Source organism: Aphanothece hegewaldii CCALA 016 (genome assembly GCF_003007785.1).
Taxonomy (GTDB): Bacteria; Cyanobacteriota; Cyanobacteriia; order Cyanobacteriales; family Microcystaceae; genus Chroococcus; species Chroococcus hegewaldii.
The window spans coordinates 18,234-35,500 of sequence record NZ_PXOH01000007.1 but is presented as its reverse complement, the minus strand read 5'-3'; the positions used below and the strand labels follow the sequence as shown (position 1 = coordinate 35,500).

Below are 17,267 nucleotides of genomic sequence, written 5' to 3'. Positions count from 1 at the left end.
GCTATTCTATCTTTACCAAGATAGTCCATACAAAATTCGTTAAGCGTTTTTTGCTCCCGATTCTGGGTACTCTAAAAAAAAGAGCACTCGTCAGAATATTCATGACCGTTTCTTCTAATTTTGCTTTTCTTGAGGACTCTCAATTAGTCAAACTAGCTACTCTAGCTGAACACTATTTCCAAAATGATCCGATCACCTGTTTGATGAAACTACGTCAGTTTGGGGAGGTTTTAGCCCAGTTAGTCGCTTTCAATACCGGTCTATACACCGACTCTACAGAAGACCAACTCAAGCTTTTAAACCGTCTTGGGTCAAATAATCTGTTACCTGATCCTGTGGGAAAATTATTTCATTTCTAATTTTGGGTTTGAAACCCCTAGGTTCACCTAGGCTTTACATTTGTGTCGTTTCGCTATATACTGAAGAAGTAGTGAAACAACCTTAAATATGTACGCCACTCAAAAGAATCAACTTAGACGACTTAGCCAGCAAGAGTTTAATGCTCTTGCTACTTTGTGTCGTTTGAGTAAAAACCTTTTCAATGTGGCATTGTACGAATGTAGGCAGTATTTCTTTACAGAAAGAAAGCGGCTGACCTACGAATCTAACTACCATCTTTGTAAATCGAATGAGAATTATCGGTTGCTTAATACCGATATTGCTCAACAGACAATGAAAGTAGTAGATAGAAGTATGCGATCTTTTCTGGGATTGCTCAAGGCTATTAGTGTAGGACGATGTGAGCAAAAACCACAATTGCCAAAATACTTGCCAAAAGAAGGATATTTCCCTCTGATTATTCCAAGAATTAAACTTAAAGACGGGATGTTCAAAATTCCCATGTCTTATGAGTTTAAAAAAGAATATGGGGAAGTTAAAATCCAACTTCCAGAAAGACTTCACAACAAAAACATTAAGGAGGTAAGAATACATCCAAAATACAAGGGCACATGGTTTGAAATCGAGTACATTTATGAGGATGAAAAAATCGAGACATCTGTTGATTCCTCTAAAGCTATGGCTATTGATTTGGGGGTTGACAATATTGCCGCTTGTTTTGACACTGACGGGCATCAATTTTTGATTGATGGAAAGAAAATTAAAAGTATTAACCAGTGGTACAACAAGCGTAATGCGATTCTTCAATCTGCCAAGGATAAGCAAGGAATTAAAAGCTTTACTAATAAACAAGCCCGTCTCTATCAATGGCGTAATGATTGTGTCCGTGACTATTTGAACAAGACGGCTCGAACAATAATCAATCACTGTCTGAAATATCAAATAGGTAAATTGATAGTTGGGTACAACCCAGGTATCAAACAGGAAATTAATATTGGCCGGACTAATAATCAAAATTTTGTTCAGATCCCTTTCTGGCAACTGAAGCAGAAGTTGAGTGCTTTGTGTTCTCGATATAGTATTGAATACCTCGAACAGGAAGAATCTTACTCGTCTTTGGCTAGTTTTTACGACCGAGACAAAATACCCGTTTACAATGCCGACAACCCCAGTAAACCAAAGTTTTCTGGCAAGAGAATTAAACGGGGATTGTATCGAACAAAAGAAAAGCATCTTGTTTCAGCAGATATAAACGGTAGTGCCAATATTTTAGTTAAAAGTAAGCACAGACTCGATTTCGAGCGAGTGTCTAGCGGGTTTTTGGCTAACCCTTTAAGGATTAAAATCTCTTAAGAATCCCCGTCCGTTCACGGCGGTAGAGTGTCAACTTAGTCATGATAGCAGAGAACAGATAGAAGCGATCGCTCTTATGGACATTCCTCAGATAGTCGATTATTTTAGACACAATGACCCTCAAACTCTAGCACAATGGTTTAAAGATAAAGTACAGATTGCTCAAATTCTAGATAGACGAGATGGAGGAACACAACCAGTATTAATATCCTACCATCGGGATGAAGTTAGACGAGTCGAAACAGGATACGGAGAGGGGATAAAACCAGAAGATTATCTAGAAGGATTTAAAGCGTATTTACAGGAGAATATGAATAAAATCCCTGCTTTAATCGTAGTTACACAACGTCCAAAAGAATTAACGCGATCGCAATTAAAACAATTAGCTATAGAATTAGATAAAGCGGGATATCAGGAGAAATCCTTACAAGTTGCCTGGAGAGAGATAAAATCCGAAGACATTACCGCGAATATAATTGGATTTATTCGACAAGCAGCGTTAGGAGATGCGTTAGTTCCCTATAATGAAAGAGTCGATAAAGCTATCAAAAAAATTATAGCGTCTGGTCGTTGGACACCCAATCAACGAAAATGGTTAGAAAGGATTGGTAAACAATTAAAGATAGAAACCATTGTTGACAAAGAAGCAATTGACGGGGGACAGTTTCGGGAATACGGAGGATTTAAGCAGATAAATCAGGTATTTGACGGAAAGTTAGAGAAGATTTTAGAGGAGATTAACGAGGGAATATGGGGAGAAATCAGTTAAATGAATATAAAAGATAAGTTATCTAGAATAGGTGGAATTTATGCAGTACATAATAAAATAACTGAAAAATTTTATATTGGACAAACAAAAGATTTTTATAAACGTTACACTCACTATTGTTCAGCTTTTAAAAATAATGGTAATACAGGAAATAAAGCTTTAGTTAGAGATGTTATAAAATATGGTAAAGAAAACTTTTCTTTTAAAGTCCTTGAAATAGTTTCTACTCAAGAGATGAAAGACAACACTTATTTAGATGCCTTAGAAGATATGTATCTAAATTGCGCTTATTTTGGTGTTTACAACTATAGTCATAGGAAAAAGCTTAAGGCAAAAGGAATAAAAATTTTTTGGGATAAAGAAACAGGTTTATACTCTTGGTCTATGTAAGAACTTACTTATCCGACCGCAAATTCCGTAAATGGACGTATTTCAGGTGGTTGAAATCCTAAAACAATATCGTTTTTAGTAATTCCTTCTTTTACTAAATCATTAGCAATACCGTATTCTGTGCCATCTCGATGAATCCATATTTTACCATTAATAATTTCTAAATGTATTAGACAGCCATGAACTCTAGTATCATCTTCCCAACCCAAAGTCATCAATAAATAATTATTTTGCTCATCACTGATAATAAGCTTTCTATGTAAATCACCATAAGAATAAGATATGTTGGCATAATCGCCTAAAACTCTTTTGATGATTGTTTTGTAGCCTTCTAGCTTATCCACTGTTTAACCTCTTGGCTGCGGGGGTCAAAAATTAATAAATTTAATTTATTCTTGCTTAAAATTAAATGGCCTATAGGTTCAGAAAAAATATCTTTAAATGCTTTATTTGAAATAGCCAAGTAAAGAATTCTGTCTTTTTCTATTTCTTCTAAAATATTACGGTAAACTATGTACTGTCCGAGGGCATTTTCTAAGTCGTTAATTTGAGAAGCACCAATAAAACTTTTAATTTCAACTGCAATTTTAACACCTTGTCTTTCTGCTGCAATAATTCTTTGGGCACCTAAATCAATAAATAAATCTTTTCCTCCGTAGCGAATAACTAGAGGGTCATTAGTAATTATCCATCCCCCTTTGTTTAATGCAATCTTTACAGTATCGTGAAAAATGTCCTTTGCTGGCATTCAATCACACTATTAATCGACTATTTCTCCTATTATAGTTAAACATTTAGCAATTCCCTTTATGAACGCAACATCTGATATCGTCCAAAAACTCTGGAATTTGTGCCATGTTCTACGGGATGATGGCATTACCTATCTACAATACGTCACAGAACTGACTTACCTCTTGTTCCTGAAAATGGCGCAGGAGACAAAAACCGATGGAAAGTTACCCGAAGGTTATCGATGGGTAGACTTAGAAGCAAGAGAAGGAATAGACCAACTAAAATTTTATCGAGAACTGTTACTGAAACTTGGTTCCGATAGTTCTCCCCAGATACAAGCAATTTTCGCCAATGCCCAAACTTCTCTCAAAACTCCCGTCATCCTCGCTAAACTGGTAAATAGTATTGATGCCTTGGACTGGTATTCAGCAAAAGAAGAGGGTTTAGGCGACCTTTACGAAGGATTATTAGAAAAAAACGCCAGCGAAAAAAAATCAGGCGCAGGTCAATACTTTACGCCGCGTCCTCTCATTGACTGTATGATAACACTGATGCGACCGCAAGCAGGGGAACCAATACAAGACCCCGCAGCAGGTACAGGCGGTTTTTTAATCGCAGCCGATAGATACATCAAACGGCAAACCGATGATTTATTTGAACTCTCGGAAGCAGAACAAAAGTACCAACGATATCAGGCATTTTATGGCATGGAATTAGTACAAGATGCCCATCGTTTATTACTGATGAATATGATGTTACATGGAATAGAAGGGGAAGTCAGTTTAGGCGATACCCTTTCAGGAGACGGACAAAGATTACCTAAAGCCAATCTCATTTTAACTAATCCTCCCTTTGGAACCAAAAAAGGAGGAGGGAAACCCAGTCGTGATGATTTTACTTTTGCCACTTCTAATAAACAGTTGGCTTTCTTGCAGCATATCTATCGTGGACTATTACCCAATGGACGGGCTGCGGTGGTTGTACCCGATAATGTCTTGTTTGAAGATGGACAAGGAAAGCAGATACGCGCTGATTTGATGGATAAATGCAATCTACACACGATTTTAAGACTTCCTACAGGGATTTTCTACGCCCAAGGGGTTAAAACAAATGTATTATTTTTCTCTAGAGGAACCACAGAAAAGGGAAATACTAAAGCGGTTTGGTTTTATGACTTGCGGACAAATATGCCGAGTTTTGGGAAACGCATTCCCCTAACTCATAATCATTTTAAAGACTTTGAAAGCTGTTATGGCGATGACCCCAATGGTAATAGCATTCGTACAGATTTAGGAGAAAATGGGCGTTTTAGATGTTTTACCAGAGAAGAAATTAATAAACGAGGCGATAATTTAGATATCACTTGGTTACGGGATGAGAGTAAAGAGAGTGGGGATAATTTACCCGAACCTGAAGAAATAGCCGCAGAAATGATGATGCGTTTACAGATAGCGTTAGACGAGATGAGTGAGTTAATAGAATTGTTAGAAAAAGAGGATTAAAAAAATGACAATTACACCAATTGCAGCAACCGATACAGAAATTTTACCCTTGATGGTGAAATTACGACCCGTCATAGAGATGACAGATGACCAGTTTTTTGAGTTTTGTCAGATAAACGGAGACTTACGAATCGAACGAACAGCAACAGGAGAAATTATTATTTAATTTAAAAGAAACACAAGCTAAAATGCAAGAATATATGAATAGCGGAGTTAGATTAGGTTGGTTAATTAACCTCACCCCGCCTTCGGCATCCCTCTCCTACAGGAGAGAGGACAGGGGAGATGTAGTTGAGATATATCGGCAAGGACAAGATAAAGAAATATTAATTAATCCTCAGTTTTTATCAGGTGAAGATGTGTTACCAGAGTTTATTTTAGATTTAAATTTAGTTTGGTAAATAAATGATTAAATAGGATTTTATATGGAAAATAGATGCAACTGATATTTTAGGTTCAGGAAATAAACCTCAAGTCGTTTTAGAAAATATACCTTTTAAAGTTATAGCCTAGTTTTGATCACAGTATCATCATGAACACAACCGAAATGCAAAACCAAATCAAACAATATATAAACCAATTATCGCCAGAAAAATTACAGGTTGCTGCTTATTTTTTAGCGTATTTAGCAGAAAAATATAACAAAGAACTCAATCAATTTAACAGTAATAACTCAGAAAAATCAGCTTTAGAACTTGCAGAAGATATAGTTGGATGTGTTGATGCACCCTCAGATTTATCAACTAACAAAGATTATTTGAAAGGATTTGGAGAATTGTGAAAAATTAAGTTATTTTAGATACGAGTCCCTTAGTATTGGTATTATAAACTAACCGAAAGCTCAAAAAATACATTAATAAATCGCCCCGAAATGAATTTCAGGGCTAATAGCGAAAGTCTATTAAAATAGACTAATATTTTAAATATTTTATGTAAGGATAAAAAATGAGTTTTAAGATTCCTGATGGGTGGAAGATTATAAAATTAGTCGGTTTGAACCGACTTTAGCTATGAGACAGATTAATTCGCCCTTTGGTATTAGAAACTAACAGAAAAAGCCTAAAATACCTTAATAAATCGCCCCGAAATAAATTTCAAGGCTAATAGCGAAAGTCTATTAAAATAGACTAATATTTTAAATATTTTATGTAAGGATAAAAAATGAGTTTTAATATTCCTGATGGGTGGGAGATTATAAAATTAGTCGGTTTGAACCGACTTTAGCTATGAGACAGCGAATTAATTCGCCCTTTGGTATTAGAAACTAACAGAAAAAGCCTAAAATACCTTAATAAATCGCCCCGAAATGAATTTCAGGGCTAATAGCGAAAGTCTATTAAAATAGACTAATATTTTATGTAAGGATTAAAAATGAGTATGAATATTCCTGAAAGTTGGGAGATTATAAAATTAGTCGGTTTGAACCGACTTTAGCTATGAGACAGCGAATTAATTCGCCCTTTGGTATTAGAAACTAACAGAAAAAGCTTAAAATACCTTAATAAATCGCCCCGAAATGAATTTCAGGGCTAATAGCGAAAGTCTATTAAAATAGACTAATATTTTATGTAAGGATTAAAAATGAGTATGAATATTCCTGATGGGTGGGAAATTGTAAAGCTGAAAGATGTAGTTTTTTTTCAAGAAGGGCCAGGTTTAAGAAAATATCAATTTAAAGAAACAGGTATACCTTTTTTGAATATCCGAACTCTTAAAGATGAAAAAGTAATTTTAAATTTGTGTCAATATTTGGATTTTGAAGAAGTTTACACTAAATACCAGCATTTCTTACTAAATGAAGGTGATATAGTAGCTTCAAGTTCAGGAACTTTGGGTAAAACAGCACTTATTTATAAAGAAAATTTGCCTTTGATGCTTAATACAAGTATTATTCGATTTCGTCCTCATTATGAAAATATTTCTACTCGTGATTTTATTCATTTATTTTTAAAGTCTCAATATTTTTTATCTCAAGCTAAAACAGCATCTACAGGAAGCGCACAAGTTAACTTTGGACCAAGTCATTTAGAAAAGATGTGGTTTATCCTACCACCTCTCAACGAACAAAAGCGAATCGTAGCGAAAATCGACGCACTACAACAACATAGCGATCGCATTAAAAGCCAACTAGAAGCCATCAAACCACTTTTAGACCAATTTCGTCAATCGGTGCTTTCTGCGGCATTTAGAGGCGATTTAACACGGGATTGGCGAGAGAAAAATCCTGATATTGAACCGGCTGAGGAGTTGTTGAAATTTCCGACTAAAAGAAATTTAGAAATGTCTGATTATAAATGGATAAAATTAAAATATTTCATTGATAAAATACAAGCTGGTAAAAATTTTAAATGTTTAGAACTACCAGTCAATAATAATACAGTAGGTATTGTAAAAATAAGTGCTGTAACTTGGGGAAAATTTAATGCACTAGAAACTAAAACTGTAGACGATATAACAAAGATAGAACCAAGCTTATTCATAAATCAAGGAGATTTTTTAATCTCTAGAGCTAATACCATTGAATTAGTAGGCGCATCGGTAATTGTTGATAGTATTAGTTATAAGATTATGATTAGTGATAAAGTATGGCGTGTGTTCTTTAATAATAAAATTAATAAACAATATGTAAATTTATATTTAAAATCTAAATTAGGTAGAAATGAAATTGAAAGTAAAGCTACTGGCAATCAACTTTCAATGAGAAATATTTCTCAGGATGCTTTTAAAGATATTGAAATTTCTTTTTGTAGTTTAAAAGAACAACAAGAAATCGTCCGACGCATCGAAACACTATTCAAACTTGCTGACAGTATCGAACAACAATACCAACAAACCCAAACCCAACTAGAAACCCTAAATCAATCCATATTAGCAAAAGCATTTCGAGGAGAACTCGTTCCCCAAGATCCTAACGACGAACCAGCATCAGTATTACTCGATCGCATCAAAGCTGAAAAAGCCCAACAAGACCAACCGAAGCGAACCAAGAAGAAATCTTCAAAAACTGAACCCAAACAATTAGATTTAAACTGTGACTTTACTCATAAGTCTGCCATAAAATAAATGATAACTTTGCCGTTCGCAGGACTCAAACCATTATTCTGTCGTCGGGAATTTCAGCAACAGTTCTCGCTAGTTGAATCATAACAATGCCGTGAGTACATTTTTGAATCATAAGCTTGCCGAGAGAACAAATAAAAATTGCTGAAGTAATATACTTAATATTTGGCTCTCTTTAACATCAATGACAAAGTGAGCCTTTAAATACTTTTCTTGGTTAAGCAATTTTTCTACCACACCTAGTTTAAGTTTATCTATCAATCAGTTTGCGATAAAATCCATTTAATCCAAGCACTAACAGTTCCAGCACGTCTGACGATCACTTTAGGTTTTAGATTTAAATGAGACATAAGACTACAAATTCTATCTTTATCTGGAAGACAACCTTCATCTAAAGTAATTTCAAAAACTTTATAAAAAACTTCGTGTTCTAGAATTTTAGATATCAAGCACAGTATTTTTTGTCGATAGCCATAACATAATATAGCTTCACCTTCTTCAGTCAATTTAATAGTTACTTCTCTCCTGTTATTGATTTTTTCAACTAAACCAAGATATCTTGCTGAGTCCGAGTAATAACCAGCTTGTCTAATATCAAATTCATAATTTTCACTAATTTCATCTTTAGTTAAACTTGCATCTACTAAAAGAGAAAGTAAATCCACAATTTTATTAAAATCATTAGCTTGCGGAAAAGCTATATTAGGAGGGTCTTTTTTAATTTGAGTATTAATAAAAATCTCTGACACATCCTGGCTGGAGATTTCTTCAGGATAAATCCGAAAGTTCTTCTGCTCAACTAGCTTGATAGAATTAAAATTAAAATCATCTTCAAATCGATAAATAAAAAAACTGAATAAATTTTTAGAACTAGAGTATGTCATTAAAATAGGTACGACTTCTTTTTTCATTTTACTTTTCCAAAGTCGATAAGGATAATATAACTGTCTAATTAAAAAATCATCGACTTGATAAATTTTGGATTCTATTATAAGAAGAAAGTCATCATTTTCAAAACCAGCATCAATTTCACATTGAGAAGAACTAACAGAAAGCTCGTAAAATCTTTCACTTATCTTATTTTTAATATTAAAACTAAAACTTCCAGTAGACATTCTTCCTGAAAGGGTATAAAAGCATATCTCATTAAATAAAGCATTGATGATACCAGCATTAAAGGCACAGTTTAAAGCAATACTTTCAGAATATAAATTAGTATAATCAATACTTTCTATCGATTGAGGAAATGATACTGGTATTGTTTGAATATCCTGATAAGATACCTTAAAATAAGCATCAAAATAACCAATAATGTATTTATTTCTAGAAATAGGTAATATAGACAAGTTATGAGCTTTAAAAATTTTAGGTAAGTTTGCTGAGTGATCGAACTTAGCCATCAAACGACTTTCTCTAATTTGATTGATCTGAGATGATGTAATTTCAAACTTCCCATTTTTATTGATTTCATCTAAAATATTATATTCATCAAATAATCTTTCCCAAGCAATATCATTCTTACTTTTCTCAGTTTCTTGGGAATTAATATCTTGATTTTCATCACCTTCTTGAGAATTAATCATAATTTTTTACTAAAATTTCATCGACTTTACCTCTTTTATCAGCGTTAGAGTTAATTGCTCTAACAGCAGAAATTTTAATTTGTTTATAATTTTTATACAAATCGATTATAAACTCTGTATAAGCATTACTGAGCAAAAATTTACATCCTTTAACATGAAGTTTATCCACTACTAATTTTAATCTTTCTTGTTCTTCACGGTCAAAACCATTAACATCATAGCCTGTGAATGAAGATGTATCCGAAATTGGGTCATATGGAGGATCTAAATAAATAAAATCGCCTTTTTTAGCAGTTGATAAAGCTTTTTCAAAATCTGTATTTAACATATTAATGTAATTTTCATTAAGATATTTATGAACAGCTTTAATAACAGCTATATTTACAATATCGGGATTTTTATATTTTCCAAATGGTACATTAAATTGTCCTTGAGAATTGACTCGAAACAAGCCATTGTAACAAGTTTTATTTAAATAGATAATTCTTGAGGCCCTTTCAACTGATGACAACATTGAATAAGTATTTTCTCGGTCTAGATCTCTGAGTTTATAATAATAATTTATCTCATTTTTATGTTGATTCAAACTTTCTATTAATTTCTCTGGAGATGCTTTAATTACTTGATAGCAATTAATCAATTCAGAGTTGCTATCGTTAATAACAGCTTTTTGAGGTTGAACGTCAAAGAATAAAGCACCACCACCAATAAAAGGTTCATAGTAATTTTCATAGCTTTTAGGCATATTTCTTCTTAATTCAGCTAGTAATTGCCGTTTTCCACCCGCCCACTTTAAAAAAGGTTTTACAAGCTGATTATATTTATTTTTATTTGCTATTTTTTCTATTTGATTGATGGTCATACTTTGTACTATATTGTTCTTTTTCTAAATTTTTATTATAGCATAATAGCTAAGTTAAAAAAAGCTTTTATTTTTAAATATTAAAAATTTAAAAATATTTACATAACTTTCAATTTTTATTTACTCCATTTCAGTTGAGTTTCTTGTAGAGAAAATTGTAAATTTGTACTAAATTCAATTATATTACTTCTTCTATAAATAATTTCCAGAATCTTCACTTGCTCAGGTTTGGTAAGTAAAGTGGCCTCATATGATACTATTGCAATTAACCATGAATCAATTCGCTTAGACAGCTCTAAAGTCCATTTGTATCGTTCTTCTACACTTGGTTGATAACCCCATAGGGGAAAATCATCTACTAAATTAGAAGTTTCAATGTTGCAAAATGTTGGTGGTATAGGTACTTGTATCAAACCTGGGATTTTTTCCTTAACTTTCTGAATTTGTTGACTCTCTTGAACATCAATAAGCATCCATTCATTATCAGTTTGCTGTTCTGAAGCTATAAAAAATAAATATTGCCCTCTTATATAAGTATTACAAAATTGCCATAATCTTTGAGATGATATAGCTTTAATCGAGTTAGTTAGCCTTTGATTATAGTTATCTATTATGTTTTGCATTGTGAACTTAAAACGCTCAAATAGAGCTACTTGCTTATTTAAGTTATAATTCTGTGATTGAGATTCATTCCATTCAATATACGCATCTTCAGGAGAAAAATTTAACTTTTTACAAGCTTCTGCAATTCTCTCCCGATTAATAAAATTTGTAAATATTTCTAATCGCTCACTTTTTTGAAAATCATTTAACTTATAATTTAAACTAGCTGCCAACCAACAATCTATAATTTTCGCAAATTCTAATGTCCAATTATATCTTTCTTGAGGACTAGGTTGGTATTCATATAAAAGTTTAGGACACAAGAATTCATCGAATTGCAAATTGCTTTGATAACCTGGAGGATTGGGAAACATAAATAGAATTTCTGTTTGTAATAGTCCTTCTAATTGGCTAAAATATTCTAAATTAATCGCTCCCAAGTTAAAACCCGTAAATTGAGTTGTTTCAACTACAAATAAGTATTTCCCTTCCTCATCTGTATTACAACAATTCCAAAAATTCTTAGAAATTAATAGCTCAAATATCTTTAAACAATTTTTTAGATAATATTCAATAATTTCTTGGCTACTTTCATTGATACTATTGTTTTCTTTCATACTTTTTCCGATTTATTTTCCTTTAAAAAATATGGCTAATCTTAAAGACGGCTAGTAAAGTCGAAATTATACCTTATCAGAACCATGTTTAATAATTGAGAAAAGATTAAACCATCTCAATGTCATCTAACCCATCTAGTATTTATTGTTTGCGTTATTATAATACATAAGAACTAATTAACTGCTATGCTAACGACGGATGAATTCAATCGATGGTGCTATCGTCTCAACTTGTCCCAACAGACTCAAAGGTTGATAGAACACATTCGTTCGTCAGAACCATCCAGACGGGTAGGAGGTGGACGAGAAAATGTTGCGGGTCGCTATCCCAGTCGCAAGATGCGATGCACTATCAGCTTCGAGAGCCATACTGTAGAGTTTCCAATCCTATTTACTCTTGAGCATGATGACGACGTACTTGAGTATTTCGACCAGCCACCCTCCATCAAACTAGACTATACAGGGAAAAATGGACAAAAATTAGGCATCCTGCACACTCCCGACTTCTTTGTCATCAGATCTGATGGTGCGGGATGGGAAGAATGCAAAACATCTGAAGATCTCAAAAAACTCGCCCTCAAAAGTCCGAACCGTTATGTCATGAAAGATGGTAAATGGTCGAGTCCCCCAGGAGAAAACTACGCTCGTCCTTTCGGCTTATATTACCGTCTACGTTCTAACAATGAGATTAACTGGACGCTACAACGAAATCTAATCTTTTTAGAAGACTATTTTAGAACTGATTTTATATCAGTTGAACCGAAAGATAAGGATAATCTCATCAAGCTTGTTTCTCAAAAACCTGGAATATTGCTATCGGAACTCCTGCATCAAAAGGAGATTAAAGCTGATGACATTTACATTCTAATTGTCAGTAGCGAGATCTACATTAATCTTGATGAAACTCTACTAGCCGAACCAAATTGCTGTCCTGTTTTCTCAAACTCTACAACCGCTCAAGCTTATCAATTGATGATTAATGCTCCCTCATCTCGTTTAAATTTGGGTGTTTCTTTCATCGATTTACAAGTAGGAACGACAATTATCTGGGATGGGAAAGTTTTGGACATTCTCCATCTGGGCGAGAGGAACGTTACCCTGCGCTTTGAGGATGAAAAGCTGATTCAACTTAAACGCTATGAACTGGAAAAATTGATACACAAAGGCGAGGTAAAAAGCCTCGAAGCCGAACAATCGTTCAATCCTGATAAAGATGCTTGGGAACGATTCTACCAAGCTAGACCTGAAGATCAAGAAGAAGCTCTACGACGATACCAAATTATTGAGCCGTATTTAAAAGGTGAGAAAAGAAACGATGAAACGACACCTGCTAGGACGATTCGGGATTGGAAAGCCAAATATAAAGCGGCTCAACAGAAGTATGGCTGCGGCTATCTACGATTGTTAACCCACCGAAATGTTAAAGGAAATCGACTTTCTAAACTTCCTCAAAATTCTTTAGATTTAATGGAGCAATTCATCAACGACAACTATGAAACCCTGAAGCAGAAAACAATGTGGTCGGTTTACTGCTCCCTGGTAGATTCTTGTGAGGCAAAAGGTCTTATGGTTCCGAGTTACAAAACTTTTACCCAAAAGGTACATAAACGGTCTAGCTACGAACAAACCTTAAAACGTCAGGGTCGTCGAGCCGCTTATCAAAAATCCTCATTTTACTGGGAATTGGAAAGAACTACAGCCAAACACGGCGATAGACCGATGGAAATTTGTCATATCGACCACACGCAACTCGATGTAGAACTGGTTTGTTCTCAAACGGGAAGAAAATTAGGTAGACCCTGGGTCAGTTTTCTCGTCGATGCTTTCAGTAGAAGACTCTTGGCGGTTTATCTGACGTTTGATTCTCCTTCCTACCGTTCCTGCTTGATGGTCTTAAGAATTTGCGTACAGCGTCACGGGCGTTTACCTCAATCTATTGTCGTTGATAATGGTACGGAGTTCCACAGTATCTATTTTGAGACGCTTTTAGCCACCTATGAATGTACTAAAAAACATCGACCGAGTGCAAAAGGGCGTTTTGGGTCGGTCATCGAACGTCTGTTCGGTACCAGTAACACTCAGTTTGTCCATAATCTACTAGGTAATACTCAAATTGTCCGCAATGTCAGACAGGTTACTAAATCTGTCCTCCCTAAAAATCAGGCTGTTTGGACATTAGGGTCGGTTTACGAATATCTGACTGCCTGGGCTTATGAGGTATACGATACAGATGAACACCCTGCTCTATTCATGAGTCCGAGGGAAGCATTCGGTTTAGGGATGCAGCTTTCTGGTAATCGAGTCCATCGTCTAATTCCCTATGATGAGAATTTTAAGATCTTAACTTTACCAACTACTACAAGCGGTAAAGCCAAAGTACAACCGAGTCACGGCATCAAAATCAACTACATCTACTACTGGTCTAACCTATTTCGAGATCCAGAAGTTGAAAATACTGACCTGCCCGTCCGCTATGACCCTTTCGATGCAGGAGTTGCCTATGCTTTTGTCAAAGGTCAATGGGTACAATGTATCTCCCAGTATTACGCTATATTCGGTGGTCGCTCGGAAAAAGAACTCAAACTAGCAACAGCTGAACTCCTCAAGCGTTATTCCAACCACCACAAGAATAACCGGGTTTCGGCTAAAAAGTTGGCTGAGTTCCTGTCTTCAGTAGAGGCGACTGAGATTGTCCTAGAACAGAGACTTCATGATATGGAGGCTAGAAGCATCTTCTCGGTTATTGATGGCGGCAGACTAACACCTAACTATCTTCATCTACAAGAAAGCCCTGCTATCGATGTAAAAGCTAAAGTATTTGATGCTCCTGACTCCGATACCAAAGAACTATTCACGGAACCACTCGTCATCTACGAGGAATTTTAGCCATGACCGACACTGCTTTCCCGCCCTCACTCTTAACCTCTACTGCACCCGAAAGACTCGCCTATTTCGAGTCGTTCACCGTTGCTCATCCTCATCTCAAAGCCGTATACGAGTCTTTGATGAGGACGATTTCCGAGCCTGCGGGTGCCTCTTTTATCTTTGTCTACGGCCCTAGTGGTATCGGGAAAACCACTCTCAGAAAACGGGTCGAGCAGAAACTAACCGAACAGATCTTATCAGATCTTGAAAGAGATAGAGGACGTATACCAGTTATCGGCATGGAAGCGGTTGCTCCTGAGTCGAAAAACTTCAATTGGAAAGATTACTACACTCGCGCTTTGGTTGCCTTAGAAGAACCATTAATCGAGTACAAGGTCGATTATGGAACGAGAGGCATCTACCGAGACTTGTTCGGCAATTTGGTCATCGAGTCTAAAGTCGTTGCTCCGGCTTTACGTCGGGCTTTGGAGAATAGCTTGCGCTATCGTCGCCCTCAATGTTTCATCCTTGATGAGGCGCAACACCTCTCTAAAACTTCCAGTGGTCAGAAGTTACAAGACCAATTAGATTGTTTGAAATCTCTGGCTAACATGACAGGCATCCTACATTGTCTGCTGGGAACTTACGAACTGCTGACCTTCCGTAACCTTAGTGGTCAACTCTCCCGCCGTAGTGTCGATATCCACTTTCCTCGGTATCAAGCGGAAAATGCGGTCGAAGCTCAAGCGTTTAAAAGTGTCTTGCTGACTTTTCAGCGTCAGATGCCCTTGAGAGAAACCCCCGATTTCTTGTTGATTTGGGAATACGTGTACGAACGATCTCTAGGGTGCGTGGGCATGGCTAAGGAATGGCTGACTCGTGCGCTTAAAGACGCTCTTGATGAAGGGTCGAATACCGTGACCCTCAAACATCTTGAAAGACGGGCTTGGTCAGTTGCCCAGTGTCAGCGAATGCTACAGGAGATCCAAGAGGGGGAACGTCAGTTGATGGAAACCGAAGCCGATGTTAAGAATCTCCGTAATGCTCTTGGGTTGGGTGGAGAACCAGTGCCTCAACCCCAATCCGTCGAAGCTCCACAACCGCCTCGCCGTCAACGTGAAGTTGGCAAGCGTAAACCGAAAAGAGATTCTATTGGGATGCAGCATGATGTCAGTTGAAAACACAGAGGAGCTTACTATATATGAGTCTTGGGATCTTTATATACCCTCTGTTCCAACTCGTAGTCGTCTGTTTCCACTCTTACCCGTTGGCATCGGTACGCATTATGTTGAGAGTTTAACCAGTTACATATCCCGTTTAGCTTTCACTCATAGTTTACGGTCTGGTGTTTTAGTCGAGAAAGAATTTTCAGCTTTTATCGACAAACAATATGGTGTAGCTCATCTCAGGCAAGTTTCTCATGCAAGTTGCGCTTTCAACGGAACAGGAGCGATGGCACAAGATCTAGTCCGTATCCTTTCTCATTTAACTTATCGGGATGATTTACACCTTTTAACCTTACTTCCCTGGTCAGACATCCTAACTTCTAGAAATTTATTACGCTCTAAGCGTGCTTGGTGTCCTCTGTGTTACAAAAAGTGGTTGGATGATGGGCAAAGCATTTACGAGCCTTTACTGTGGTCACTTTCAGTTATTAATATCTGTCCTGTCCATAAAATTCCTTTAGTATCTGAATGTCAGTATTGTCATCATAATAGTTTTCTCCTAACTGGACGTTCGCAGGTCGGCCACTGTTCGAGATGTGAGGCTTGGCTAGGTAGTCATAATAATGAACAGACAAGTTCTACTGATGATGACTTGTCATCATCTATCTTAAAAAATATTGATTGGGAAATTTGGAAGACTGTAAATACTGGGGAATTGTTAGCTTTATCTTCAAAATTAGCTATCTTCCCATCTAAGGAGATAATTGCTAAAAACTTAATCATCTATGCCCGAAAGATAACCCAAGGAAATCTAGCAGTCCTAGCGCGTCAATTACAAATCCCTAAAAATACTTTTTGGTTGTGGTGTCAGGGGAAGAATCAACCAACCTTAGAAGCTTTGTTAAAAATTTGCTATTGTTTGAAAATATCTCTTTGGGATTTTCTGAATGCTGATGAGATAGAGAGTGACAAAGGCGTAGTTTCTCTGCTGGTCAAGAGTAACAATCACAAGGCTAAAAGCAGATTGTTCCCAGTCGAACAAGTTAAGCAGTCTTTAGAGGATATTTTGAACGATGATGAGATTCCACCTCCATCTCTGGTTGATGTAGCAACAGCTTTAAATTTCGACAGACGAACGATCTTCCGTCATTTTCCCGATTTATGTAAAGCAATCTCAGTTAGATATGCTCAGTATGAAAAAGCTTTATTTTGCCAAAAATTAGAGGAATCTTGCAAAGAAGTTCAACAAGTAGTTATCAAGCTCTACCAAGAAGGAGAATACCCGACTGAAGCACGAGTCTCAAAATTAATTTCACGACCAGGATTTTTACGCTATAAAAAAGTGAGAGAAGCTTTTCGTAACGCAAGACGTTCCCTCTTTATTGAACCATAATCTTGCAGCGTCCATTCTGAACCATAAGCCTGC

17 protein-coding genes are annotated in these 17,267 nt (G+C 35.9%); 12 read left to right on the top strand and 5 right to left on the bottom strand.

What is annotated here, in order from left to right:
* The first annotated feature begins 101 nt into the window (after window positions 1-101).
* The 4 genes from C7H19_RS08645 (at window position 102) to C7H19_RS08630 (ending at window position 2,851) form a co-directional block, all read left to right on the top strand.
* Window positions 102-359 carry a hypothetical protein gene (locus tag C7H19_RS08645; RefSeq protein ID WP_181280552.1) on the top strand — a complete coding sequence of 86 codons (258 nt, stop codon included), beginning with the start codon at window positions 102-104 and terminating at the stop codon, window positions 357-359.
* Between the two features lie 88 nt (window positions 360-447).
* Window positions 448-1,692: an RNA-guided endonuclease InsQ/TnpB family protein gene (locus C7H19_RS08640; protein ID WP_106456480.1), complete on the top strand. Its 1,245-nt coding sequence runs from the start codon at window positions 448-450 to the stop codon at window positions 1,690-1,692.
* 76 nt (window positions 1,693-1,768) lie between these two features.
* Window positions 1,769-2,461 (top strand): type I restriction-modification enzyme R subunit C-terminal domain-containing protein, encoded by a 693-nt coding sequence (locus C7H19_RS08635; RefSeq protein WP_106456479.1) that lies wholly within the window; start codon window positions 1,769-1,771, stop codon window positions 2,459-2,461.
* Entirely contained in the window at window positions 2,462-2,851 is a 390-nt protein-coding gene (locus C7H19_RS08630) for a GIY-YIG nuclease family protein (RefSeq protein ID WP_106456478.1), read from the top strand.
* 8 nt (window positions 2,852-2,859) lie between these two features.
* Here C7H19_RS08630 and C7H19_RS08625 read toward each other — a convergent pair whose 3' ends face one another.
* The gene (locus C7H19_RS08625) at window positions 2,860-3,195 is read right to left on the bottom strand and encodes a XisI protein (RefSeq protein WP_106456477.1); all 336 of its coding nucleotides are present in this window, start codon (window positions 3,193-3,195) and stop codon (window positions 2,860-2,862) included.
* The gene (locus tag C7H19_RS08620) at window positions 3,183-3,599 is read right to left on the bottom strand and encodes a XisH family protein (protein WP_106456476.1); all 417 of its coding nucleotides are present in this window, start codon (window positions 3,597-3,599) and stop codon (window positions 3,183-3,185) included. Before C7H19_RS08620 ends, C7H19_RS08625 begins: the two co-directional genes overlap by 13 nt.
* Window positions 3,600-3,660: 61 nt before the next feature.
* Here C7H19_RS08620 and C7H19_RS08615 point away from each other — a divergent pair, with 61 nt between their 5' ends.
* The 5 genes from C7H19_RS08615 to C7H19_RS08600 all read left to right on the top strand — a co-directional run bounded on the left by C7H19_RS08615 (window position 3,661) and on the right by C7H19_RS08600 (window position 8,148).
* Window positions 3,661-5,085 carry a class I SAM-dependent DNA methyltransferase gene (locus C7H19_RS08615; RefSeq protein ID WP_106456475.1) on the top strand — a complete coding sequence of 475 codons (1,425 nt, stop codon included), beginning with the start codon at window positions 3,661-3,663 and terminating at the stop codon, window positions 5,083-5,085.
* A gap of 4 nt (window positions 5,086-5,089) precedes the next feature.
* Window positions 5,090-5,251, top strand: coding sequence for a hypothetical protein (locus C7H19_RS27095; protein WP_219907617.1), 162 nt, complete (start codon window positions 5,090-5,092; stop codon window positions 5,249-5,251).
* 22 nt (window positions 5,252-5,273) lie between these two features.
* On the top strand, window positions 5,274-5,486 hold the full coding sequence (locus tag C7H19_RS27090) for a hypothetical protein (protein ID WP_146136505.1): 213 nt from the start codon (window positions 5,274-5,276) through the stop codon (window positions 5,484-5,486).
* 131 nt (window positions 5,487-5,617) lie between these two features.
* The gene (locus C7H19_RS08605) at window positions 5,618-5,866 is read left to right on the top strand and encodes a hypothetical protein (protein ID WP_106456474.1); all 249 of its coding nucleotides are present in this window, start codon (window positions 5,618-5,620) and stop codon (window positions 5,864-5,866) included.
* Between the two features lie 800 nt (window positions 5,867-6,666).
* Window positions 6,667-8,148, top strand: coding sequence for a restriction endonuclease subunit S (locus tag C7H19_RS08600; protein WP_106456473.1), 1,482 nt, complete (start codon window positions 6,667-6,669; stop codon window positions 8,146-8,148).
* Between the two features lie 254 nt (window positions 8,149-8,402).
* Here the strand turns inward: C7H19_RS08600 and C7H19_RS08595 are convergent, their stop codons facing one another.
* From C7H19_RS08595 to C7H19_RS08585, 3 genes are all read right to left on the bottom strand, one after another.
* Window positions 8,403-9,728 (bottom strand): type II restriction enzyme, encoded by a 1,326-nt coding sequence (locus tag C7H19_RS08595; RefSeq protein WP_106456472.1) that lies wholly within the window; start codon window positions 9,726-9,728, stop codon window positions 8,403-8,405.
* Window positions 9,721-10,590 carry a DNA adenine methylase gene (locus tag C7H19_RS08590; RefSeq protein ID WP_106456471.1) on the bottom strand — a complete coding sequence of 290 codons (870 nt, stop codon included), beginning with the start codon at window positions 10,588-10,590 and terminating at the stop codon, window positions 9,721-9,723. The genes C7H19_RS08595 and C7H19_RS08590 overlap by 8 nt, the downstream gene beginning before the upstream one ends.
* 116 nt (window positions 10,591-10,706) lie before the next feature.
* Window positions 10,707-11,810: a hypothetical protein gene (locus C7H19_RS08585; protein WP_106456470.1), complete on the bottom strand. Its 1,104-nt coding sequence runs from the start codon at window positions 11,808-11,810 to the stop codon at window positions 10,707-10,709.
* A 186-nt stretch (window positions 11,811-11,996) separates the two neighbouring features.
* Between C7H19_RS08585 and C7H19_RS08580 the strand changes: the two genes are divergently transcribed.
* The 3 genes from C7H19_RS08580 to C7H19_RS08570 are packed head-to-tail and all read left to right on the top strand — an operon-like array spanning window position 11,997 to window position 17,234.
* Window positions 11,997-14,696 (top strand): DDE-type integrase/transposase/recombinase, encoded by a 2,700-nt coding sequence (locus C7H19_RS08580; RefSeq protein ID WP_106456469.1) that lies wholly within the window; start codon window positions 11,997-11,999, stop codon window positions 14,694-14,696.
* Between the two features lie 2 nt (window positions 14,697-14,698).
* On the top strand, window positions 14,699-15,853 hold the full coding sequence (locus tag C7H19_RS08575) for an AAA family ATPase (protein WP_106456468.1): 1,155 nt from the start codon (window positions 14,699-14,701) through the stop codon (window positions 15,851-15,853).
* On the top strand, window positions 15,840-17,234 hold the full coding sequence (locus C7H19_RS08570; protein WP_181280551.1) for a TniQ family protein: 1,395 nt from the start codon (window positions 15,840-15,842) through the stop codon (window positions 17,232-17,234). Before C7H19_RS08575 ends, C7H19_RS08570 begins: the two co-directional genes overlap by 14 nt.
* Window positions 17,235-17,267 lie beyond the last annotated feature (33 nt).